Raw genomic sequence first — 23,113 nt, 5'->3', positions numbered from 1 at the left:
TTCCTTTAAACATATCACCTTGTGAATATGTTTATGGAAGCTGCCTGACTTTGATCTTGATCAGACTGCAGGTCTTTCAGCGACAAATGCCAGGTTGTTTGCCGGCATTTCAACAGCACCGATTAAACTCAGTTGAACTCGACGCAGCAGGCCCAGAATGTCGGCGTCATCCTTGTATCCGATGTCCGGGTCTTGTTGGCTCAACGCAGCATGAAAGTTCCGGTCTCCGGTACTGGTCAACTGGCCGGAGCGCATGAATGGCCCGTAGAGGACTAGCCGACCGCCCGGGTTCAGAGCCAGCGCGGCCTCGGTCACCAAGGCTTCCACCTCCGACCAGCTGATCAGATGCAGCAAGTTGATCAAGAGGATCAGGTCATTTGCCCCGTGAACAGAATGCCAACCGGGTTGGACCGCATCGAGTTCTATCGCCGGGGCTATGTTTTCTACGCCTTCGGCATACGCGTCGATTGAAGCGCGTCGTTCAGTGTCAATCTCGCTGGGTTGCCAATTCAGGCCGGGCAGTCGATTTGCAAAAGCCACGACGTGCTGCCCTGTACCACTGGCCAGTTCCAGGACGCGACCGGACACAGGGGCGAACTGAGCCAGCAGATCACACAGCGCGTCGGCATTCCTGCTGGCCGCCGGAGCGACCAATTTTTGCCCATCGGATACCGTCGCCACGCTGGCATTTGCGGGAAGTTTGCGTTTCGTCATCCACGTAACCTTTCTGGCCTTAGGGCGGAAACGCTCGCCGCCTCCAATTCTGAACGAGCACCAGTCGTCAAATCTGCCACCAGCTGTGAGGCCGCCGGTGCCGTTTGAAAGCCATAACCGCCTTGCGCTGCCGACCAGATAAACGTGGGTTCGGCAGGGTCGGGTCCTAAGACCAGCGTACCATCCGGCGCAAAGCTGCGAAGCCCAGCCCAGTTCGCCTCGACCCTTGTGACCGGTTCGGTCACCATCGCTTCGTATCTCGCCAGTCCTTCGGCTAAGACCATGTCGTCCGCATAGGCATCATGGGGAAAGGTGGGATCAGCCTCGCAAGGTGAAACGATCAGCTTTCCGGCATCCGGTTTCGCATACCAGCCTTCGCCAGCACCCAACATCAAAGGCCAACCTGTCACGCCATGACCAGCCGGGGCGGGAATACGTGCCACTGATCGTCGGCGTGGTTCTATACCGATCTGTGTAACGCCGGCCATCATGGCGATCTCATCCACCCACGCGCCTGCGGCATTTACAAGAGCTCTGGCCTCGAAGGATTCTGTCGCCTCGACAAACCAATGCCCAGCCTTGGTGATGCCCTTGACCTTTTGGCGGGTCAGAACCAAGCCACCGTTGGCCCGGATCACACGCGCGAAATCTTGCATCATCCGGTCGGTATCAATGTCAAAAGCAAAACTGCTGGCGGCGGCAAATCCAACAGTCTGAGGGTTCAGTATCGGAATTCGCGAAATGGCCTCTTCAACCGAGATTTCTGACAGGCGAAGGTCAGCTTGATCCTGAAGAAACGCGTCTCGTTGATCATGCCCGGCGATCAGCATCAACCCGCGCGGCGACAGATAGCCATTCGACCTCAGATAAGCTTCGCTCGCTGCATTCAGGGTCTTCACGGAAGGTGGTCCATACCCCTTTTCGAACAACGCCGCCGACCGGCCAGAGGTGTGATATCCCAGCGCGTCTTCGCCTTCGAGCACGACGACATGTCCATGTTCAGACAAACGCGCACCTGCGCTTAACCCGGCGATGCCGCCGCCGATGACCAGGAAATCGATCATGTCAGTAACTCCGCCCCGGGATCACCCTAAAACGGGTGGATTTGAGATCTGCTTTCATTCATGCGCTAAGCTTCGCATGCGTAACACTATTGGAAAAGAGGCGTAATTTCCGCAATGTAAACTTGAACCAAAGAGACCGGCCTGTTTTTAGTGCAGCCAACATCGGAATCGGAGAAAGACGTGACACCGGCAGAATTACATCCAATGGCCACGGGGCATATTCCCTCGTACGTCACGCAGGCAGATGGTAGCGACTTTTTGCTGACCTTCATGTTTGTTTTTACCGTTTTGGTGATCGTTCTGATCGGAGTTGGCTACTTTACGCTGCACTCCATCCCGGAAAAAATCGCGCATGAATCCAACCACCCTCAGTTTCAGCTTGTGGGGATATTGGCGCTGTTGGCTCTGTTTACCCACAATGGTCTGTTCTGGGTGGCGGCCATTCTTGTAGCCGGGTTCCAGTTCCCGGATGTCGCCGCCCCCTTGCGCGCCATTGCTGACGCGATCCGATCCTTGGGCAATCAAGGCAACGATGTTCCTGCCCCAGCGGCCCCATCGCAACCGACCGCGCAGCAGGAGCAGTAAGAGATGCTTGAAACACTGATGTGCGCGCTGGTCACCGTGTTGCCGGATTACCTGTTTCGTCGTTACGTACAGGGCAAACGTATAGGCCATGAAATCACACTGTTCACCATGTGGTATGAACTGCGTTGGGGCCTGACCACCTGCGCCATTCTTGCGCTGACCGTGATCACCACGCTGTTTTACTTCCACCCTGCCAGTAAAACGGCGGCGTCCTATTTCCGAACGGTGACAATTCTGCCTCAACTCGGCGGTCGCGTGTCCGAAATTTACGTCACCAACAATCAGCAGGTCACTGCCGGCCAGCCGATTTTCCGGATCGAGGATTTCACCCAAACCGCACAGGTTGAGGCCGCGCATGCGCAGATCGCGCAGGTTCAGGCATCGCTGAAAGTGGCGGAAACCGATCTGGCCGAGGCCGACGCAGGCATCGCAGGCGCGCGCGCTGCATTGGATCAATCGCTTGAGGATTTAGAGCGTAATACCACCCTGCGGGACGAAGGCTCCAGCGCCGTGCGATTGGCCGAAATCGACCGGTTGGAAAACCTTGTTGCCGAGCGTGAAGCGCAGCTGACCGCATCGCGATCCCGCCGTGCCGCCGTGGTGCAGCAGATCGAAGAACTGATCCCGGCCCAACTGGCCAGCGCCAACGCCCAGTTGGACGCCGCGCTGACCGAGCTGGACAAAACAGTCGTAAGCGCAGGTGTGACCGGTCGGGTTGAACAATTCGGCCTTCAGGTGGGCGACTATGTCAGTCCTTTGCTGCGGCCTGCGGGCATTCTGGTTCCGTCAAGTTCGGGCCATAACCGGTTTCAGGCTGCATTCAACCAGATGGCCGCTCAGGTCATCAAGCCGGGCATGATCGGAGAGTTGGGCTGCATGACCAAGCCCTTCACCGTGATCCCGATGGTTGTGGTTGAGGTGCAGGATGTCATCCCGTCAGGTCAGATACGTCCCACAGATGAGCTGCGCGATGTTCAGACCAACAAGGTGCCCGGCTCGATTTTGGTCTATATGGAGCCGCTGTACAAAAACATGGCCGATGACATACCGCCCGGCAGCAACTGTCTGGCCAATGTCTACACCGATAACCATGAACGGCTTGAGCATGAGGATTTGGGATTCTGGCACGCCGCCGCCTTGCATGTGATCGACACGATCGGTGTTGTCCACGCGGCGGGCTTGCGCCTGCGTCTGATCCTGATGCCGGTGAATACGTTGGTATTGACAGGGCATTGATCCATTCAAGCGTTTTGATTTCAGACCCGGCCTGCGTGAGGCTTAAACCGCTGGTCGGTCGGGTTTGTTATCTGAGGCGAGGGACGTGTAGGCAAACGCAAGAACGCAGGCAGCGAACGCCGCTACAAAACAGAAAACCAGAGTGAACGAGCCGGTTATGGCAAATACCGAACTGCCCAGGGCCATCCCGACCGTACCGCCCAGCAGCTGAAATGTCATCGAGATGCCACTTGCCTGTCCGTGCAGAGCTTGCGGTACCGTTGACATGATGGCCCGCCTTGGGGGGACAAACAGAAACGGTACGCAACACCCCCAAAGGAAGTAGCCGATATAGATCAGCGCGGAGACGTCTAAATGCATTCCCAGTGCGACAATAAGTATGGCGATCGTACCCAGCGCTGTACCTGTCAGAGAAGGGCCGCGAGAGCCAAATTTGTCAGCAAGTTTCCCCGCCATCGGGGCAATGAAGATCTGCGGAAAAGCAATCGGCAACAGGGCGACACCAGCAGTCAGCGGTGAAAACCCGAGCTTTGATTGAAAGTAGGATGCACCGAACACGAACAGAGTAATCTTGCCGAATTGTGCGGTGAACAGGATCATGTTTGAAGCAGCAAACCCGGGGCCGGCAAAAAGGGAGATGGCAATCAGAGGCGATGTTGCCCTCTGTTCGACGCGGACAAATAGCACCAGAAACACAAGACCCACTGACAGGGCCATAAGAACTTCGGGCTGTGCCCAGCCTCTGTCCGGGCCCTCCATGACACCAAACACAATAGCCGCCAACCCCGTCACCAGTAGAATTAGGCCTTTCAGGTCGAACTCGCGCTCCCGTTGGTGCGGCGGATCCCGCCAGAAAACCCATGCAACCAGAGCGACCACAAGCACGATTGGGGGGTTGACCCAGAAGATCCAGCGCCAAGACAGATATTCGGTCAGAACGCCTCCAACCAGCGGACCCATTGACAGGAATACTGTCCCGATCCCGCCATATAAACCCAGTGCCAGCCCGCGTTCCTTTTCGTCAAAAGACTGGATCAGAACCACTAGCGACAGCGGGAAAATCAGTGCTGCACCGATGCCCTGTGCGGCGCGTGCTGTCAGAAGTTCAAATCCGCTTTCGGCAAACCCTCCCAGTGCAGAGGACAAGCCGAATATCAATAAACCCGCACTGAGCAAAAGCCGAATGCCCAGTACATCGCCCAATCGTCCTGCTGTGCCCGCAAAACAAGCCAGCACCAGCAGATAGATATTCACCACCCAATGCGCTTCAAGCAAAGACAGGCCAAGCTCATTGCGGATGGTTGGAAGCGCGACGCTGACGACCGTTTCGTCCAGCAGAATAACACCCAAGATGGCACCCATCGCGCCGAGTATCCACCAGCGGCTGTGGTCTTGCGCTTTGATCTCCATGGGATTTTTACGTTTCGTGTTGAGACAGGTAAAGCATTAACCCCATCAGGTCCGTCGTGTCTGCAATCGTCAAGACAGTATTTAGTTAAGGCTAGGCGAGGTGCTCCCATAGACACGAAAAAGGGCCAGCCAAATGGCCAGCCCCTTAACGTGTTCGTGTAAAGGTTTACTGCGGAATTTCGCCTTCCAAACCTTCAAGGTAGAAGTTCATACCTGCCAGTGTACCGTCATCGGCGGTTTCGCCTTCGGCCAGCCAGTCGCTACCGTCCTGTTTTTTCAGTGGGCCGGTGAAGGGGTGGTATTCACCCGCGGCCATGGCCGCTTTCATCGCCAGTGCTTCTTCCTTGATGTCGGCTGGAACGGCGTCCGAGATCTCACCGATCTCAACCATGCCTTCCTTGATGCCGTCCCATGTGTTCACGGTTTCCCACGACCCATCCATGACCGCTTGGGTGCGTGCGATGTAGTAGGGCGCCCAGTTGTCGATGATCGACGATACGCGCGGCTTGGGGGCATATTCGCTCATGTCCGAGGCCTGACCGAAGGTGATCACGTTGCCCGCCTCTTGTGCGGCCGCCTGCGGCGCCGTCGAGTCGGTGTGTTGAAGGATCACGTCTGCGCCCTGTTCGATCAGAACGGAAGCAGCGTCAGCCTCTTTCGCCGGGTCGAACCAAGTGTAGGCCCAGATGATCTTGAACTCGACATCTGGGTTCACCTTTTTGGCGTGGATGTAGGCCGAGTTGATGCCGCGGATCACTTCGGGGATCGGGTAGGACCCGATGTAGCCGATGATGTTCGACTCGGTCATTTTACCCGCGATGTGGCCCTGAACGGCGCGGCCTTCGTAGAAGCGGGCCGAATAGACGGACACGTTTGGGGCGGTTTTGTAGCCGGTCGCGTGCTCGAACTTCACATTTGGGAATTTCTTGGCCACGTTGATGGTCGGGTCCATATACCCGAACGAGGTGGTAAAGATCAGGTCAGCACCCTCCAGTGCCATCTGGGTCATCACACGTTCCGCGTCCGGGCCTTCGGGAACGGATTCAACAAACACGGTCTCGACTTTGTCGCCGAATTCTTTCTCAACCGCCAGACGGCCTTTGTCGTGTTCATAGGTCCAGCCGCCGTCGCCCACCGGGCCGACATAGACAAAGCCTACTTTTGTTTTGTCCTGTGCGACCGCGCCGGTCGCCAGACCCAGCACCATCGCGGCGCTGGCAAGAAGTGAAGTGAATTTCATGTGGTTACTCCCCAAGTTGGTTCAATTGGCCCCGTCTAGTGCGAGGCGTGGAAGGTCCGGCCCAGTGAGGCAGGTGCGCTGCTCTTGTCGGCCGAAAGGATCACAAGCACAAGGATCGTGATGATGTAGGGCGACATTGCCAGATACTCGACTGGGATGGCAACGCCCGCTGCCTGCAGATTAAGCTGCAACACCGTGATTCCGCCAAACAAATAAGCACCCAGCAATGCACGCCATGGTTTCCAGCTGGCAAAGACCACCAGCGCAAGAGCGATCCATCCAACACCGGCGGTCATGCCCTCGGTCCACTGCGGAACGCGGATCAGGCTGATATAGGCTCCACCGAGGCCAGCGCAGGCGCCACCGAACAAGATCGCCAGGATGCGGATCTTGATAACCTTGTAGCCCAGGGCGTGTGCGGCGTCGTGGTTTTCACCCACTGCGCGCAGGATCAGACCGACACGAGTGTATTTCAACGTGGCCCAGACGGCTGCGGTCAGAGCAATACCGACATACAGGATCGGGTCATGCTGGAACAGGATTGGGCCGATCACCGGTATGTCGCTGATCAGAGGGATGTGAATGTCCCCCATGCTGGGCGGCTTGATACCCACATAACTTTGCCCAAGCAGAGCGCTGAAACCGAGGCCGAACAGCGTCAGGGCAAGGCCACTGGCGACCTGATTGGCAAGCGCGACCTGTGTCAGGAGGACAAACAGCAGCGACAGCACCGCGCCACCAATGGCAGCCGCAATGAAGCCCAGCCAGGGTGAGCCTGTCTCGACCGAGATCGCAAATCCGCTGATTGCGCCAACGATCATCATGCCTTCGACGCCAAGGTTAAGAACACCGGCTTTCTCGACGACCAGCTCTCCGATCGCGGCCAGTAGCAAGGGGGTTGCAGCGACCATTAGTGATGCCACCAGAAGGACTGGGTTGATTGCTGAAAGGTCCATGATTCAGGCTACCTCGCTACGGGCCGCACGGATGCGGTAGTTGGTCAAAAGGTCGAAGGCGAGCAGGAAGAACAGCAACATTCCCTGAAACACCTGAATGGCGGCCGCAGGCAGGCCCAGTTGAGACTGTGCGATCTCGCCGCCGATATAGGTCAGCGCCATCAGGCCACCGGCCAGCAAGATGCCCAGCGGGTGCAGGCGTCCCAAGAAGGCCACGATGATCGCGGTAAAACCATACCCCACATTGAAATCGATGCTGACCACGCCGGCGGGACCGGACACTTCGAACATGCCCGCCAATCCGGCCAAAGCACCTGCTATACCGAGGCAAAACAGGATCAACCGTGCGGGGTTCACGCCGGCGAACTTTGCCGCGCGGGGTGCTTCTCCGGTCAGTCGAATGTGAAAACCCAGCATGTGTCGGTTCAGCAGGACATAGGCGAAGATCACCGCAATAAAGGCCGCAACAACACCCAAGTGCATACCCGATCCCGCGATCAGCTCGGCGTTATGTGCGCTGTCGTAAGCTTGTAAATTGCGTGAACCGGGAAAACCGTGGCCCTCCGGGTTTTTCAGCAACCCCAGCGAAACAGAGGCCAGAAACTGCTCGGCCACATAGACCAGCATCAGTGAGACAAGGATTTCATTGGTACCAAAGCGCACCTTCAGGAAGGCCGGAATCATTGCCCATATCCAACCGCCAAATGCACCGGCGATCACCATGATCGGGAAGACATACCAGGCATCCAGCGGATAAAAGGCCAGACCTGTACCTGCGCCAAAGATGGCGCCCATGATGTATTGGCCTTCGGCTCCGATATTCCAAATGCCGGCACGGAAACCCAAAGACAGACCAATTGCGATCAGAACTAGCGGTGCGCCTTTCACCAGCAACTGCGGGCGATAGTAGAACGAGAATTCACCGAACAAAGGCTCCCAAAAGATGGTGCCAATGGCTTGGATCGGGTTCTTGCCCAGAATGGCGAACAGGATGCCGCCGAAAACCATGGTTGCCAACACGGCCACCAAAGGGGTCGCGTAAGACCACGCTTTGGACGGCTGCGGCCGTTTCTCCAACACAATCATCCGCTCATCCCCCTGTTTTCACTTCTTTTTTGATATGTCTTAGACATGGGCCACCTCCATGCCATGCGCGCCGCCCATCATCAGGCCAATTTCGTCGACCGTCAGACCTGTGGTCGTGCGTGGAGCGCTAAGCCGGCCTTCATTGAGCGCCGCAAAGCTGTCCGAGATTTCCATCAGCTCATCCAGATCCTGAGATATGCAGATGACCGCTGTGCCTTTTGCCGCCAAATCCAAAATGGCCTGGCGAATGGATGCCGCGGCGGCTGCATCCACGCCCCATGTTGGTTGGTTCACAACAAGCACGTCAGGGTTTTGCAGGACCTCGCGTCCTATGACGAATTTCTGCAGGTTACCGCCTGACAAGGATCGCGCAGCGTTTTCAGGTCCGGGCGTTCGGACGTCAAAAGCACTAATGATCTTTTCCGCGAAGCTCTTGGTTTCTGCCCATTTGAGGAACCCGTTGTTCTCAAGTCCTTCCCGGACGGAACCAGTCAGCAACGCGTTTTCGGTCAGGCTCATGTCAGGGGCGGCCGCATGTCCCAACCGCTCTTCCGGAGCGGTCAGAACACCCAGCTTGCGACGTGCGGTCGGTCCCAGCTTGCCGATTGGCTGGCCGTTGAACTTAATCGCGTCGGGCGCTGTGATGATTTCACCTGACAGAACGCCCAGCAATTCGTCCTGTCCGTTGCCAGCGACACCGCCGACGCCCAGAACCTCGCCCTTACGGACGGTCATGTGGACATTCTTCAACGCAGTACCGAATTCGGATGGTGATGGAACTGACAAACCGCTGACATCCAGGGCAACTTCACCAAACTCACGACCAGAACGCTCGGGTGTTTGCAGGGTCGAACCCACCATCATCTCGGCCATGTCGCGCGCTGAGGTCTCAGCGGGAATGCATTCGCCGACATTCTTACCCAAACGCAGGATTGTGGCGTGGTCGCACAGTGTGCGGATTTCTTCCAGCTTGTGCGAGATATACAGGATCGAAGTACCTTCGGACCGCAATTTGTTCAGCGTTTCAAACAGAATGTCGACTTCCTGAGGTGTCAGAACCGATGTCGGCTCATCCATGATCAGCAGCTTCGGATCCTGTAACAGGCAGCGGATGATTTCGACCCGCTGACGCTCACCCGCGGACAGATCGCCGACGGTGCGATAGGGATCCAGTGGCAGACCGTAAGTTTCCGAAACTTCGCGAATACGCGCCGCCAGATCGCCCATGGCTGGTGGGTTTTCCATCCCCAAGGCGATGTTTTCGGCCACGTTCAATGCGTCGAACAACGAGAAGTGCTGGAACACCATCGCGATCCCGTCCGCCCGTGCTGCGCGGGGTTCGGGTGGTGCGAAGGCTTGTCCGCGCAGCAGCATGGTGCCGCTGTCGGGCTTCACCAGCCCATAGATCATCTTTACGAGAGTGGATTTTCCGGCACCATTTTCGCCCAGTAAGGCGTGAACCTCACCCTCACCGATGTCAAAGGACACCTGATCATTGGCCACGACGCCGGGATAGGCTTTAGTCAGCCCTTGTAAGCTTAGAAGTGGAGTGGTCACGCGCTCAGGTCCTTCTTTATTTCGTTTTGCCGGGCAGGGCGCAGGATCTGCGCCGCGACACCAACTGCGATCATCTGCGGGTGTTTACCCAAGGCTGGATCTCCGATTGGGCAGGTGATCCGGCCAATCCGCTCGGGCGCATGTCCCAAAGCGGCCAGCCGGGATCGGAACCGCGCCCATTTCGTAGCCGAGCCAATCAGGCCCGCAAAGCGGAAATCATGCAAAAGCAACCTGTTGCACAGCTCCAGGTCCAGATTGTGTGAATAAGTAAGCACAAGGTGCTCGGCATCACGCGGCGCATGGCGAACCAGCTCGGCCGGTTTGCTTGCCGGAACGACGGTTACGCCTGCGGGCACCGCTTCGGGAAAACGCTCAGGCCCGGTATCGACCCAGGTGATTGACAGATCAGGCAATGGGGATAGAACGTCAACCAGAGCCCGGCCAACGTGACCGGCACCCCATATCCACAGATTGCGCGCCGGTTCGTGAACGGGTTCGACCATCCAGCCGTCAATCAGCTGCGGTTCGGGCGCAACACCTTGACCGCGGGCCTGCGACAACAGTCGCTTGACCGAAAGCGGCATCTCACCGCCCGAAGCCGAGCGCGCAATGACTGCATCATCCAGCCGGTCGACGGCCGCAAGATCGTAGATTTCACTCAGCAGAGTTACTGCACCGCCACAACACTGGCCCATATCCGGGCCGAGGGCATGGTGCGTTTGGCGCATGGGCGCTGCTTGGGATCGAGCTGCTTCAGCCGCCTGATACTCCAACGTGCCACCGCCGATGGTGCCCGACTGCCCGTTCTCCCAAACAAGCATTGCAGCGCCAACTTCACGGGGGGATGACCCCTTGATCCCGGCGATAACCACCCGGGTCACCTTGCCGTGGGTTTTGACCGCCTCCCTCAAAGCCTCTCGATCAAATCCCATCAGGTCTCTCCCTTTACCCGCTGGACACCCTTCCAGACTTCTTCAGCCGTGGCGGGTGCATCCAGTGCCGGATAGCTGTCCCCGCAGGCCGCCACCGCATTCGACAGGGCAAGCCACGCGGAAATACCCAGCATGAACGGCGGCTCTCCGACCGCTTTTGAGCGATAGATCGTGTCCTCGCGGTTTTCACCGCTCCAGAGCGCGACATTGAAAACATCAGGCCGGTCCGAGCAAGCGGGGATCTTGTAGGTCGACGGCGCATGCGTGCGCAGATTGCCCTTGCCGTCCCAGACAAGTTCTTCCGTGGTCAGCCATCCCGCACCCTGTACGTATGCGCCTTCGACCTGCCCAATATCCAGCGCCGGGTTCAGCGACGCGCCTGCATCATGCAGGATATCCGTCCGCAAAATGCGGTTCTCGCCTGTCAGTGTATCGATCGCGACTTCGGTAATCGACGCGCCGTAGGCGAAATAAAAGAACGGACGCCCCCGGCCTTTGATCCGGTCCCACTCGATCTTGGGTGTCTTATAAAACCCGGTCGCAGACAGGCTGACCCGGCCCTGATAAACCAGCGCAGCTGCTTCTGAGAATGTGTAGCGCTCTACGCCGACCGAGACGTGGCCATCAGAGAACGTCACCGTTGAGGGATCGGCCTGATGTCGATGCGCCAGATAGTCAGCCATCCGGTCGCGGATCGTGTCGCAGGCCGCTTTGACCGCCATACCGTTCAGGTCACTGCCCGAGGACGCGGCCGTAGCCGAGGTATTCGGCACCTTGGCGGTGTCGGTCGCGGTGATTTTCACCATCTCCAACGGAATACCAAAGCGGGACGCGGCCACTTGCGCGACCTTTTGGAAAAGACCTTGCCCCATCTCGGTGCCGCCGTGGTTCAGGTGGACCGAGCCGTCCTGATACACATGCACCAACGCGCCCGCCTGGTTCAGGTGGGTCAACGTAAACGAAATGCCGAACTTAACCGGAGAAAAGCCGATGCCTTTCTTGATCACGCTGTTTTCGGCGTTCCACTTCTCAATGGCAGCCTTGCGTGCGGTGTAGTCGCTGGATTGTAGCAACTTGGCAGTCATGCCGTGCAGTTCGAAGTCACTGACCTCCATCCCGTACGGCGTGGTATTGCCACCTGCGGGCAAGGGACGCACCGGGGCGTTGCCCATCTCAACCGCGCCTCGGCTGGTCAGGTCCTCGTGCGGGTCAGGATGGCCCAGCGGCTTTTCAGCGATCACGGGATCCGCAACAACATGCGCCGGCTCATAGTAGTTCCGGCGACGCAATTCGACCGGGTCCATTCCCAGCTCATACGCGGCGTGATCCATCACGCGTTCGATCCCGACCATACCCTGAGGTCCGCCGAACCCGCGATAGGCGGTAGCGGATTGAGTGTTGGTCTTCAGCCTATGGCTTTCGATCCGGGCATTCGGCAGCAGATAGGCATTGTCCGAATGCAGCATCGCACGGTCCGCGACCGGCAGGGACAGATCCTGTGCCCAACCACAAATCGCATGATGCAGGAAGGAAACGCCTTGGATGTGGCCGTTCTCATCAAATCCGGCCTTATATGCAATCCGGAACGCGTGGCGCTTGCCGGTTATGATCATGTCATCATCGCGGTCATAGCGCATCTTGCAGGCTTTGCCGGTTGCACGTGCCGCGATAGCGCAGGAAACAGCCAAAGCGTTGCCCTGACTTTCCTTGCCGCCAAAGCCGCCGCCCATACGGCGCGTTTCAACGCGAACCGCGTGCATCGGAACACCCAGAGCGTCCGCTACTTTGTGCTGAATCTCGGTCGGGTGTTGGGTCGAAGAATGCACCAACATATCCGCGCCCTCATTGGGCACGGCCAGTGCAGCCTGACCTTCCAGATAGAAATGCTCCTGACCGCCAAGCTCGAATCCACCTTCGATCACATGAGCGGAACCCGCAATGGCCGCATCCGCATCGCCCTTGGCGTAGATGCGCGGACCGTCCTCGAACCGACTGTCTGCGGCAAGCGCCTCTTCAACCGTTAGGATTGGGGTCTCTTCGGCATAATCGATCTGGCCCAAACGCGCCGCTTTCCGCGCGGCAAGGTGGCTGGTCGCAATGACGAGGAAAACGGGCTGCCCGATATAATGAACCGTGCTATCAGACAGCAGAGGTTCATCATGGATCGACGGTGAGACGTCATTGGCAAACGGCAGATCGTCGGCTGTCATTACCATGACGACACCGTCGGCTGCCTTCACCGCCGACAGGTCCATCGTGGTGATCTTACCCTTGGCAATCGGGCTAATTCCAAAGGCCAGATGCAACGACCCTTTGGGCGTCGGAATGTCATCCACATACCGCGCGGTTCCCGCGACATGCAGTGGCGCCGCGTCATGGGGGAGGGGTTTGGTCACGCTCATGCGGACACCTCCAATACATTTGTCACTTCGCCTTGATCCTCAAGGAAATATCGTTCGAGCAGTGCTTTGGCGGTCTGCAGCCGATAGTTGGCCGATGCGCGCATGTCCGTCATTGGCGTGAAATCACTGTCGAAGGCCGGAATGGCGGACTGAACGGTCTCATGCGTCCATGGCTTGCCAACCAGCGCGGCTTCGACATTTGAAGCCCGTTTTGGAGTGCCAGCCATACCACCAAAGGCAATACGGGCATCAGCAACCATACAGTCCGAAACAGAGATGTTGAAACACCCACACACGGCCGAGATATCCTGATCGAACCGTTTGCTGAGTTTGTAGGCCTTCAAACGATCGGCCTGACGCGGAAAACTTACGGATTCGACAAACTCGCCAGGTGTCCGGTCTTGTTTGCCGTAGTCGATAAAGAAGTCCTCCAATGCGACCGAGCGACGTTCGTCGCCCTTGCGCAGATGTAGCGTTGCGCCCAGGGCGATCAGTGCGGGCGGGTTGTCTCCGATGGGCGAGCCGTTGGCGATATTTCCGCCCACGGTGGCCGCGTGCCGCACCTGAACGCTGGCGTAGCGCCGGATCATTTCGGCGTAAGACGGGTGCAGGTCCGCCAGCGCTTCGCCCATCCGGTTCATATCGACCATCGCGCCGAACAGAACCTCGTCATCCGTGATGGTGATCTCTTTCAGATCATCACAGCGGTTCAGAAAAATCACTGGGTCGAGGTCACGCAGTTGCTTGGTCACCCAAAGCCCAACGTCCGTCGCGCCGGCGACCAGAGTGGCGTCCGGGTGTTCCGCATAGATTTTGGCCAATTCATCCGAAGACTCCGGCAACATCTGCGATGTTACCCGCGTCGCGACTGGCTTGTCTTTTACCCAAACCGGCACGGGAACTTCTTCGGTAGCCTTGGCGGCGCGAATGATCGGCGCGTAGCCGGTGCAGCGGCACAGGTTGCCAGCAAGCTGGGTGTCATGATCCGTCGCGCCATTTGCATGACTTGCCACCATCGACATGACGAAACCGGGGGTGCAGAAGCCACATTGCGAGCCGTGCAGATCCACCATCGCCTGCTGGGCTGGGTGCGCCTCGCCGTTGGGGCCACTGGCGCCTTCGACCGTGCGAACTGCTTTGCCATGTAGTTGCGGCAGGAACAGGATGCAGGAATTCAGCGCCTTGTGGCCGCCTTCATCCGTCACCATGACAGTGCATGCCCCGCAATCGCCCTCGTTGCAGCCTTCTTTGGTGCCGGTCAGGCCGCGATCCTCACGCAGCCAATCCAGCAGGGTCGCTGTCGGATTGACATCCGCCAGTTCCACTGTCTCTCCGTTCAGAAGAAACGTGATATTCATTCGAGAAACCCGTCGCCTTACCCGGTTGCGCCCTTGCGTGCCCCCCTTCGATGCGACGTAGAAAGAGTAGCGGGCGGATAGCTTGCCATCTGATGTTAGAAACAGCGCAGGTTGTCTGGCAAGAAAAACTACCTATGTGATACACCATTGAGCACTGACTCTGCGTGATTGTTATCTTCGTTTAGAGATCACCTGATTGAAACTAAAGCGTTTTTTGTCTTTGGCTGCTGTCGGGCTCCGAAGCACCTTCTGGAAAAGCCGAATAATCAAAGCCCATCTTTTTGGCAATCCAAAGCCAAGGTTCCTGCTTTTGCCGGGCGCGCGGCTGGGATAGCGTGGCAGTCATGAGCAGTACTCCTCGATTCATTCACCTCCGTGTTCACACCGAATATTCCCTGCTGGAAGGCGCCGTGCGGCTGAAAAAGCTGCCCGGTTTGTGTGATAAGATGGATATGCCCGCCGTCGCTGTGACGGATACTAACAGCATGTTCTCGGCTTTGGAGTTTTCGGTCACCGCCAGCGGGGCCGGAGTGCAGCCGATTATGGGTTGTCAGGTTGACCTGACCTATGTGCAGGCGCAACCGGGCGAAAAGCCCAAAACACCCGCACCGGTGGTTTTGCTTGCCCAGTCCGAGGTCGGGTATGAGAACCTGATGAAGCTCAGCTCGTGTCTTTACGTCGACAAGGGTGGGCAGTTGCCGCAGGTGACTCTGGAAGAACTTGCGGAACGATCTGACGGGTTGATCTGCTTGTCCGGTGGGCCGGATGGACCGGTTGGGATGTTGTTGCAACAGGGTCAACGCCCCGCGGCTGAAGCCTTGGTGGACCGATTGTCAGCGATGTTCGCCGATCGCCTCTATATCGAACTCCAACGTCATCCGGGTGAGGGCGGTCAACCCGAGGCCGAACGTCTGACCGAGCGTGGCCATGTGGAAATGGCCTATGCCAAGAACCTTCCACTGGTCGCCACCAATGACGTCTATTTCCCGACCACAGATATGTACGAAGCGCACGATGCGCTGATCTGTATCTCAGAGGGGGCCTATGTCGATCAGCAGGAAGGCCGCCGCCGTCTGACCGCGCAGCACTATTTTAAGTCGCAGCAGGAGATGGCGACCTTGTTCGCCGACTTGCCCGAGGCCATTGAGAATACGGTCGAGATTGCCAAGCGCTGTGCGTTCATGGCCTATCGCCGCGATCCGATCCTGCCGAAATTCGCCGATGACGAAGTTGCCGAACTGCGCCGTATTGCGAATGATGGTTTGCAAAAACGTCTGGCGGTGATCCCGCACGCAGTAACGCCAGAGGAATATCAGGAACGCTTGGACTTCGAGCTCGATATCATCGAAGGCATGGGGTTCCCCGGCTACTTCCTGATTGTTGCCGATTTTATTCAGTGGTCCAAGGATCAGGACATCCCGGTGGGGCCGGGTCGGGGCTCGGGCGCGGGATCTTTGGTGGCCTATGCGCTAACGATTACTGACCTTGATCCGCTGCGCTATTCGCTGCTTTTCGAACGGTTCCTGAACCCGGAACGGGTTTCGATGCCGGATTTCGATATCGACTTCTGCATGGACCGCCGGGAAGAGGTGATCCGCTACGTGCAGCAGAAATACGGCCGCGACAAGGTGGGGCAGATCATCACCTTTGGTGCGTTGCTGTCGAAAGCTGCCGTGCGCGACATTGGGCGCGTGCTGCAGATGCCATACGGGCAGGTGGATCGCCTGTCCAAGATGATCCCGGTGGAAGGCGTCAAACCCGTTTCCATCGAAAAGGCGCTGAAAGACGAACCCCGTCTGCGCGAAGAGGCGCGCAACGAAGAGGTTGTGGACCGCCTGCTGACTTACGGGCAGCAGGTAGAGGGGTTGCTGCGAAACGCGTCGACCCACGCGGCGGGAGTGGTTATCGGAGACCGTCCGCTGGATGCGCTGGTGCCGCTGTATCAGGACCCGCGATCCGACATGCCGGCCACTCAGTTCAACATGAAATGGGTGGAACAGGCCGGGCTGGTTAAGTTCGACTTTCTTGGTCTGAAGACGCTGACGGTGATCCAGAACGCGATGGATCTGATCTTCAAATCCGATCGCCCGTTGCATGTCGCTGCTGATGGTACGGAGCTTTACGAACCCGCTGAAGGGGCGGAAAATCAAATCAACGCCATCCCGCTGGATGATGAGGCAACGTACAAACTTTATTCGGCGGCCAAGACGGTGGCGGTGTTCCAGGTGGAATCCTCGGGCATGATGGATGCGCTCAAGCGGATGAAGCCTGACTGTATCGAAGATATCATTGCCCTCGTCGCGCTCTACCGACCTGGCCCCATGGAGAACATCCCCAAGTTCTGCGAGGTCAAAAACAAGCTGAGCGAGCGGGACACGCTGCACCCGTCCATCGATCATATCCTAGACGAGACACAAGGTATCATCGTTTACCAGGAACAGGTGATGCAGATCGCCCAGGAAATGGCGGGCTACAGCCTTGGCGGTGCGGATTTGCTGCGCCGCGCGATGGGTAAGAAAATCCAGGAGGCGATGGACGCAGAGCGGCCCAAGTTCCTCAAGGGTGCTGCTGAGAACGATGTGGATGAGGCCAAGGCGACCGAGGTTTGGAACCTGCTGGATAAATTCGCCAACTACGGGTTCAACAAATCCCACGCGGCCGCCTATGCGGTTGTCAGCTATCAGACCGGTTGGCTGAAGGCGAACCACCCGGTCGAGTTCATGGCGGGTGTCATGAACTGCGATATCCACCTGACCGACAAGCTGGCCGTATACTTCGAAGAGGTCCGTAAGGGACTGGAACTGCCTTACGTGCCGCCTTGCGTGAACCGCTCGCTGTCGACATTCGACGTGGTGGACGGGCACCTGGTCTATGCGCTGGGCGCGCTAAAGAATGTGGGTGTCGAAGCGATGAACCTTGTGGTCGCGGGGCGCGAAGGCAAGCCGTTCGTGAACCTGTTCGACTTTGCCCGCAAGGTTGATCTGAAGAGGGTCGGCAAGCGCCCGCTAGAGATGATGGCGCGGGCCGGGGCCTTTGATCAGCTCGACAAAAACCGCCGTCGCGTGTTCGAAAGCCTCGATCCGCTGGTGCAGTATTCGGCGGCAATCCATGACCAGAAGAACTCGAACCAGGTGTCGTTGTTTGGTGAAGCCGGGGACGATCTGCCCGAACCGCGCCTGTCGCCTTCGCCAGACTGGCTGCCGGCGGAACGTTTGAGCGAAGAATTTAAGGCTATTGGTTTCTATTTGTCAGGCCACCCGTTGGATGACTACATGCCCGCGTTAAGGCGTAAGCAGGTTCTGACGTTGGACGAAGTGACCGAAAAGGCGCGTTCGGGCCCTTTGATCGCTAAAATGGCCGGAGTTGTTGCCGGACGGCAAGAGCGAAAGTCCGCACGCGGCAACCGGTTCGCCTTTGCCCAGTTGTCCGACCCGACAGGTGCATATGAAGTAACGCTGTTTTCAGAAACGCTCGAAAAGTCACGCGAGTATCTGGAAACCGGAGCACAGGTGGTGCTGACGGTCGAAGCGACGATGGAAGCTGACCAACTCAAGCTGCTGGGGCGCTCGGTCGGCCCGGCGGATTCTGTGGTGGCAGAAGCCGGGGCAACGGGGCTGCGTATCTTTGTTGGCGCAGCGCAAGCGGTGCCAACCGTGGCAAAAGTCCTTGAGGATGCCGCAACTGCCGCCAAAGGCGCGGCGCGCGGTCCGATCCAATTGTTGTTACTGGACCCAAGCCTGCCAGGTGATGTCGAAATGGACCTGGGCGCTGAGTTTCCGATCAACCCGCAGATCAAAGGCGCGATAAAATCGCTGGAAGGTATTCTGTCCGTCGAAGAGATCTGACCTCTCTTTGTTGCCAGACAGTTAGCACCCCGCTAGGCTGACCCGACAGAGATGTCTTTGGGTCATGCCGCAGGAGGGTGTTGATATGACAATTGCAGGTCTCAATTTCAGAAGAGTTTTGTTTGGAGCGACGGCATCGCTGGCTTTGGTTGCAGCCTCGGTCGCGATGGCAGACGACAAGAAGAAAAAGAAAACCATCGAAGGCGCGCTAATCGGCGCGGGCGTTGGTGCGATTGTCGGTGACGGAAAAGGCGCGGCGATTGGTGGCGTGGCCGGAGCCATTATTGGACATAACTGGAAGTGATGGTGATGCAGCTTAACAAACTTGGAATGTCAGTTTGCGCCGCAATTCTAGCGGCTCCGTGCGTGGTATCTGCCGATGAGGCTGCTGAACAGATGGTGCAGGACGCATTGCCTGTGATGCACTATACTTGCGCCTCAATTGCTGAAGAGGCGGATGGTGACGAAGAATTTGTTGTGACTGTAGTCGCAAAAATGACGGCGCTATCTCTTCATAATCGCCAGATCAATATCGAAGAACATGCGGCCACAGATGAGGAAAAGGCCCAGTTGCGCGAAGCCTTCATAGCGGCGCTGTCGGAAGGATGCGCCGCGGATAAGGATGCCCTTTTGGGCGGCGTGGTCGACACGGCGGTGAAAACGTCGCTGGGGCTCTAAGTCATCAATAATGTGGCGGGCGTTCGTCGCCCAAAACGATCCCGCCCGAGCCTTCCTGCGCCCGTTCGCCTTCGCGGCGCATCAGCATTTCGACACGGCGTGTCAAACGATCAATCTCGTCCTGTTGGCGGGTGACGACCGAGTTGAGGTCTTCGACCGTACGGGCAAGATGGGCGATCTGCTCTTCCAGATGCTGCATGGGGGACTCCTGTGTCTTAGGCCGGTCATAGCGACCCGGATAGCGCATGGCCAGCGAAAGCGCGCCTTGCCCCGATGCAGGCCATGGGATAGACCGCGCGCGGAACAAGGCAACTCCCAAGGACGTCCCACATGGCCAAGCCCAAGAAACAGCCCCGCCCCAAGGCCGTAACGCCAAAAGGGTTCCGCGACTATTTCGGCCAGGAAGTCACGCAGCGCACCGAGATGCTGCGGGCTATTGCGGACGTCTATCATCAGTACGGGTTTGACGCCCTGGAAAGCAGCGCGGTTGAAACCGTCGAGGCGCTGGGCAAATTCCTGCCCGACGTAGATCGCCCGAATGAAGGCGTCTTTGCGTGGCAGGAAGTCGACGAGAATGACAAGGGCGACTGGATGGCCTTGCGTTATGATCTGACCGCGCCGTTGGCCCGCGTCTATGCGCAGCACCGCAACGATCTGCCAACGCCTTATCGCCGCTATGCGATGGGGCCGGTCTGGCGGAACGAAAAGCCGGGGCCGGGGCGGTATCGTCAGTTTTATCAATGCGATGCGGATACGGTGGGTACGGCCTCGATGGCCGCAGACGCCGAGATTTGCGCGATGCTGTCTGATACGTTGGAGACCGTGGGCATTCCGCGCGGCGACTATCTGGTGCGGGTCAACAACCGCAAGGTTCTGAATGGCGTGCTTGAGGCCATGGGGCTTGGCGAAGACGTCGCTGCCCGCGACAACGTTCTGCGCACCATCGACAAGTTCGACAAAGTTGGCGAGCAGGGTGTGCGAGAGCTGCTGACCAAAGGCCGTCTGGACGCCTCTGGCGCGTTTATCGACGGTGTTGGTCTTAGCGATGATCAGGCTGAGCCCGTGATTGCCTTCCTGACCTCCAAGGCTGCGGACACCACCGGAACATTGGCCAACCTGCGCGCCGCCGTAGGCGACAGCACGATCGGCGCGGACGGGATCGCCGAGTTGGAACAGATCGGCACCTTGTTGGATGCGGGCGGGTACGGTGCGGACCGGATCGAGATTGACCCTTCGGTCGTGCGAGGTCTTGGTTACTATACCGGGCCAGTATATGAGGCCGAGCTGACCTTTGAGATTTTCGATGAGAAAGGCCGCAGGCGGCAATTCGGATCGGTTTCGGGTGGTGGTCGCTATGACGATCTGGTCAAACGCTTCACCGGGCAGGAAGTTCCGGCGACCGGCGTCTCCATCGGTGTCGACCGTCTGCTCGCTGCCCTGCGCGAAAAAGGCAGGATAGCCGCGCAGGCTACGGGCCCTGTAGTCGTGACCGTTATGGATCGCGAACGGATGGCCGATTATCAGGCGATGGTGGCAGAACTGCGCAACGCAGGTATCCGGGCAGAGGTTTATCTGGGTAATCCCAAAAACTTCGGCAATCAGCTGAAATATGCGGATAAACGGAACTCTCCGATTGCAGTGATCGAGGGCGGTGACGAGAAAGCCAATGGGATCGTGCAGATCAAGGACCTGATCCTTGGCGCGAAGATCGCTGAAAGCGCCACGCTCGAGGAATGGAAAGAACGCCCCAGCCAGTTCGAAGTGTCACGTGGTGATCTGATCGCCAAAGTGCGCGAAATTCTGGACAGTCAGGACTGACCGATGCCCAATCGTTCCCAGATACAGGCCCGCGCCGCGATGATGCGTATCCGGTTCGAAGCCGCCGGGGCGCAGGTTGTGGATACGCCCCTGCTGCAACCGGCTGAAACGTTGCTGGACCTTTATGGCGAAGACATCCGCGCGCGTGCTTATGTGACTTCGGATGCGTTGCGAGGTGAGCAGATGCTGCGCCCCGATTTCACGCTTCCGGTCGTGCAGATGCACATGACCGAAGGGGCTGAACCCGCACGCTATACCTATTCTGGTGAAGTTTTTCGTCGGCAAGAGCATGACCCGGATCGGTCCAACGAGTACATTCAGGTCGGTTATGAAGTTTTTGACCGCAATGATCCCGCCGGGGCTGATGCCGAGGTGTTTTCCCTGTTTGCCCTGCAACTGCGGGGGCTGCCCTTGCGCGCGGCGACCGGTGACATCGGCATCCTGACGGCGGCTGTTCAGGGGCTGCGCACCACGGATCGGCGCAAGGCCGCGCTGATGCGCCACCTGTGGCGCCCACGTCGGTTCCGCGTCCTGCTGGATCGGTTCGCCGGACGAAAGCCCGAGCCGGATCACCGCACAATGCTTTTGGAGGCCGCAGACCCAATGGGTTTTGACGTCCCTATGATCGGAAAACGCCGTGCTGCCGAGATTGAGGCCCGCATCGACGCGTTGCGCGAAGATCGTGAGACGCCGCCAATTTCGGACAACGAGCTTGCAGGCCTGGAATCTCTGCTAACCGTTCGGGAAACCATGCCCTTCGCTTTGGAGCAGTTGCGGGACGTGGCCGTCGACCTGCCTCAGATCACCCCGGCGCTGGACAGGCTTGAGGCAAGAATTGCCGCCCTGCAGGCGCGTGGTGTTGATGTGAGCCGGCTGGATTTCGAGGCGGCCTATGGGCGTACGTCGATGGAGTATTACGACGGGTTTGTCTTTGGGTTTTATGCCGAAGGTCGACCCGATTTGCCACCGATTGCCACCGGCGGGCGTTACGATGCGCTGACACGCCAATTGGGCAATGGGGCCGAAATTCCAGCTGTCGGCGGTGTACTGCGCCCGGACCTAATGCTGGAAATCGAGGAGGCCGCGCAATGAGCTTGAAACTGGGCGTGCCCTCGAAGGGCCGATTGATGGACAAGACCTTTTCGTGGTTCGAAAAGCGCGGCATCACCCTGTCGCGCAGCGGATCAGACCGGGAATATGCCGGTAAGGTTGAAGGGATCGACGGGGTCTCGCTGATCCTGCTGTCTGCCGGGGAAATCCCCCGCGAACTGGCAGCTGGCCGCATTCATATGGGTGTCACCGGAACCGATCTGGTGCACGAAAAATTGCCACGATGGGAACAGCAGATTGAGGAAGTCTCCGAGTTGGGCTTTGGCAAAGCTGACTTGATTATCGCGACACCAGCCTGCTGGGTCGATGTCGAAACCCTGGACGATCTCGATGCTGCCGCGGCGGCGTTTCGCAAAACCCACGGGCACCGGTTGCGGATTGCGACCAAATACCACCGATTGGTGCGCGAGTTTCTGACGGACGCGGGGGTTGCAGATTACACTCTGGTCGACAGCCAGGGCGCAACCGAAGGCACTGTGATGAACGAAACCGCCGAGGCGATTGCCGATATCACCTCGACAGGTGAGACATTGCGCGCAAACCACCTAAAAATCCTGTCGGACGGCCTGATCCTGCAATCACAGGCCACGCTGTGGCGTAGTCGGGTTGCCAGCTATGGTGTGGGTGAAAAAGAGGTTCTTTCGGAATTGCTTGATCGGCTGAGCTGATTACAGCACGCCGATGTCCGCCAACGCGCGATTCAGATCGTCAGGCAGGGAATCATCCTCGGCCCGTCCTTTGGGAAGATCGGCAGGCGTATCTTCGGGTTTGAGGTATCGCCACCCTTGGAACGGGCGTTTCAAGGCATTCTGTGTGCGGTGCACCTCAGGGTCCAGCACGATGGCGCAGCGGCGGATACCGTCCTCGCCGCGCACTTCGTCCAGCCGCAGGATCTTCTGGCGGCATTGTACGACACCCTTGATCACCCAATAGATTGATCCTCCGTTCAGAATCTCGGCCTCGCGCTTGGGCCACATGCGGGTGACGTGGCGCGGCAAGCCGTCTTCATAAAGGGGCTTGCGGCTGTCCTGCCATTCCATCAGCGTGTCGACGCTTTCCGATCCGACGGAGAGTTTTATGAGGTTTATGTACTTATCCACAGCTTTCCCACAGAGTCGTCCC

The 23,113-nt window shown here is 58.1% G+C and carries 20 protein-coding genes; 8 read left to right on the top strand and 12 right to left on the bottom strand.

Annotated elements, in window-relative coordinates; genetic code table 11:
* Positions 1–60: 60 nt before the first annotated feature.
* Both AC2FJC_RS02360 and AC2FJC_RS02355 read right to left on the bottom strand, forming a co-directional pair.
* Entirely contained in the window at positions 61–714 is a 654-nt protein-coding gene (locus AC2FJC_RS02360) for a DUF938 domain-containing protein (RefSeq protein ID WP_496738258.1), read from the bottom strand.
* Positions 711–1,778: an NAD(P)/FAD-dependent oxidoreductase gene (locus tag AC2FJC_RS02355; RefSeq protein WP_496738257.1), complete on the bottom strand. Its 1,068-nt coding sequence runs from the start codon at positions 1,776–1,778 to the stop codon at positions 711–713. The genes AC2FJC_RS02360 and AC2FJC_RS02355 overlap by 4 nt, the downstream gene beginning before the upstream one ends.
* A gap of 180 nt (positions 1,779–1,958) precedes the next feature.
* Between AC2FJC_RS02355 and AC2FJC_RS02350 the strand changes: the two genes are divergently transcribed.
* Both AC2FJC_RS02350 and AC2FJC_RS02345 read left to right on the top strand, forming a co-directional pair.
* On the top strand, positions 1,959–2,363 hold the full coding sequence (locus AC2FJC_RS02350) for a hypothetical protein (protein ID WP_496720942.1): 405 nt from the start codon (positions 1,959–1,961) through the stop codon (positions 2,361–2,363).
* Between the two features lie 3 nt (positions 2,364–2,366).
* Positions 2,367–3,599: an HlyD family secretion protein gene (locus AC2FJC_RS02345; RefSeq protein WP_282169004.1), complete on the top strand. Its 1,233-nt coding sequence runs from the start codon at positions 2,367–2,369 to the stop codon at positions 3,597–3,599.
* Between the two features lie 42 nt (positions 3,600–3,641).
* Here the strand turns inward: AC2FJC_RS02345 and AC2FJC_RS02340 are convergent, their stop codons facing one another.
* From AC2FJC_RS02340 to xdhA, 8 genes are all read right to left on the bottom strand, one after another.
* Complete coding sequence (locus AC2FJC_RS02340) at positions 3,642–5,009, bottom strand: MFS transporter (RefSeq protein WP_496738256.1); 1,368 nt, start codon at positions 5,007–5,009, stop codon at positions 3,642–3,644.
* A gap of 166 nt (positions 5,010–5,175) precedes the next feature.
* Entirely contained in the window at positions 5,176–6,249 is a 1,074-nt protein-coding gene (locus tag AC2FJC_RS02335; protein WP_496738255.1) for a BMP family ABC transporter substrate-binding protein, read from the bottom strand.
* Between the two features lie 35 nt (positions 6,250–6,284).
* Positions 6,285–7,205, bottom strand: a complete 921-nt coding sequence (locus AC2FJC_RS02330) for an ABC transporter permease (RefSeq protein ID WP_496725548.1) — start codon at positions 7,203–7,205, stop codon at positions 6,285–6,287.
* A 3-nt stretch (positions 7,206–7,208) separates the two neighbouring features.
* Positions 7,209–8,291, bottom strand: coding sequence for an ABC transporter permease (locus tag AC2FJC_RS02325; protein ID WP_496738253.1), 1,083 nt, complete (start codon positions 8,289–8,291; stop codon positions 7,209–7,211).
* 39 nt (positions 8,292–8,330) lie between these two features.
* Positions 8,331–9,848: an ABC transporter ATP-binding protein gene (locus AC2FJC_RS02320; RefSeq protein ID WP_496738252.1), complete on the bottom strand. Its 1,518-nt coding sequence runs from the start codon at positions 9,846–9,848 to the stop codon at positions 8,331–8,333.
* The gene (gene xdhC / locus AC2FJC_RS02315) at positions 9,845–10,780 is read right to left on the bottom strand and encodes a xanthine dehydrogenase accessory protein XdhC (protein WP_496696233.1); all 936 of its coding nucleotides are present in this window, start codon (positions 10,778–10,780) and stop codon (positions 9,845–9,847) included. Before xdhC ends, AC2FJC_RS02320 begins: the two co-directional genes overlap by 4 nt.
* Positions 10,780–13,182, bottom strand: a complete 2,403-nt coding sequence (gene xdhB, locus AC2FJC_RS02310; RefSeq protein ID WP_496738251.1) for a xanthine dehydrogenase molybdopterin binding subunit — start codon at positions 13,180–13,182, stop codon at positions 10,780–10,782. Before xdhB ends, xdhC begins: the two co-directional genes overlap by 1 nt.
* Positions 13,179–14,540 carry a xanthine dehydrogenase small subunit gene (gene xdhA, locus AC2FJC_RS02305; protein ID WP_282118943.1) on the bottom strand — a complete coding sequence of 454 codons (1,362 nt, stop codon included), beginning with the start codon at positions 14,538–14,540 and terminating at the stop codon, positions 13,179–13,181. The genes xdhB and xdhA overlap by 4 nt, the downstream gene beginning before the upstream one ends.
* A 344-nt stretch (positions 14,541–14,884) precedes the next feature.
* Here xdhA and dnaE point away from each other — a divergent pair, with 344 nt between their 5' ends.
* The 3 genes from dnaE to AC2FJC_RS02290 all read left to right on the top strand — a co-directional run bounded on the left by dnaE (position 14,885) and on the right by AC2FJC_RS02290 (position 19,063).
* Positions 14,885–18,385 carry a DNA polymerase III subunit alpha gene (gene dnaE / locus AC2FJC_RS02300; protein WP_496738250.1) on the top strand — a complete coding sequence of 1,167 codons (3,501 nt, stop codon included), beginning with the start codon at positions 14,885–14,887 and terminating at the stop codon, positions 18,383–18,385.
* Positions 18,386–18,470: 85 nt separating this feature from the next.
* Positions 18,471–18,689 carry a YMGG-like glycine zipper-containing protein gene (locus AC2FJC_RS02295; RefSeq protein WP_496738249.1) on the top strand — a complete coding sequence of 73 codons (219 nt, stop codon included), beginning with the start codon at positions 18,471–18,473 and terminating at the stop codon, positions 18,687–18,689.
* A 5-nt stretch (positions 18,690–18,694) separates the two neighbouring features.
* On the top strand, positions 18,695–19,063 hold the full coding sequence (locus AC2FJC_RS02290; protein WP_496738248.1) for a hypothetical protein: 369 nt from the start codon (positions 18,695–18,697) through the stop codon (positions 19,061–19,063).
* A 4-nt stretch (positions 19,064–19,067) separates the two neighbouring features.
* On the opposite strand, the gene AC2FJC_RS02285 is transcribed toward AC2FJC_RS02290, so the two are convergent.
* Entirely contained in the window at positions 19,068–19,262 is a 195-nt protein-coding gene (locus tag AC2FJC_RS02285) for a SlyX family protein (protein ID WP_058275721.1), read from the bottom strand.
* 131 nt (positions 19,263–19,393) lie between these two features.
* Between AC2FJC_RS02285 and hisS the strand changes: the two genes are divergently transcribed.
* From hisS to hisG, 3 genes are read left to right on the top strand one after another with little or no spacing between them, the layout of a single operon-like run.
* Positions 19,394–20,881, top strand: a complete 1,488-nt coding sequence (gene hisS, locus AC2FJC_RS02280; RefSeq protein ID WP_496738247.1) for a histidine--tRNA ligase — start codon at positions 19,394–19,396, stop codon at positions 20,879–20,881.
* A gap of 3 nt (positions 20,882–20,884) precedes the next feature.
* The gene (locus tag AC2FJC_RS02275) at positions 20,885–21,973 is read left to right on the top strand and encodes an ATP phosphoribosyltransferase regulatory subunit (protein ID WP_496738246.1); all 1,089 of its coding nucleotides are present in this window, start codon (positions 20,885–20,887) and stop codon (positions 21,971–21,973) included.
* On the top strand, positions 21,970–22,659 hold the full coding sequence (gene hisG / locus AC2FJC_RS02270; protein WP_058275488.1) for an ATP phosphoribosyltransferase: 690 nt from the start codon (positions 21,970–21,972) through the stop codon (positions 22,657–22,659). Before AC2FJC_RS02275 ends, hisG begins: the two co-directional genes overlap by 4 nt.
* Here hisG and AC2FJC_RS02265 read toward each other — a convergent pair whose 3' ends face one another.
* Complete coding sequence (locus AC2FJC_RS02265; RefSeq protein WP_282118950.1) at positions 22,660–23,091, bottom strand: DUF1489 family protein; 432 nt, start codon at positions 23,089–23,091, stop codon at positions 22,660–22,662.
* Positions 23,092–23,113: the final 22 nt, after the last annotated feature.

This window comes from Ruegeria sp. CDSB117, from assembly GCF_059611005.1.
This window is presented reverse-complemented; position numbering and strand designations above follow the sequence as displayed.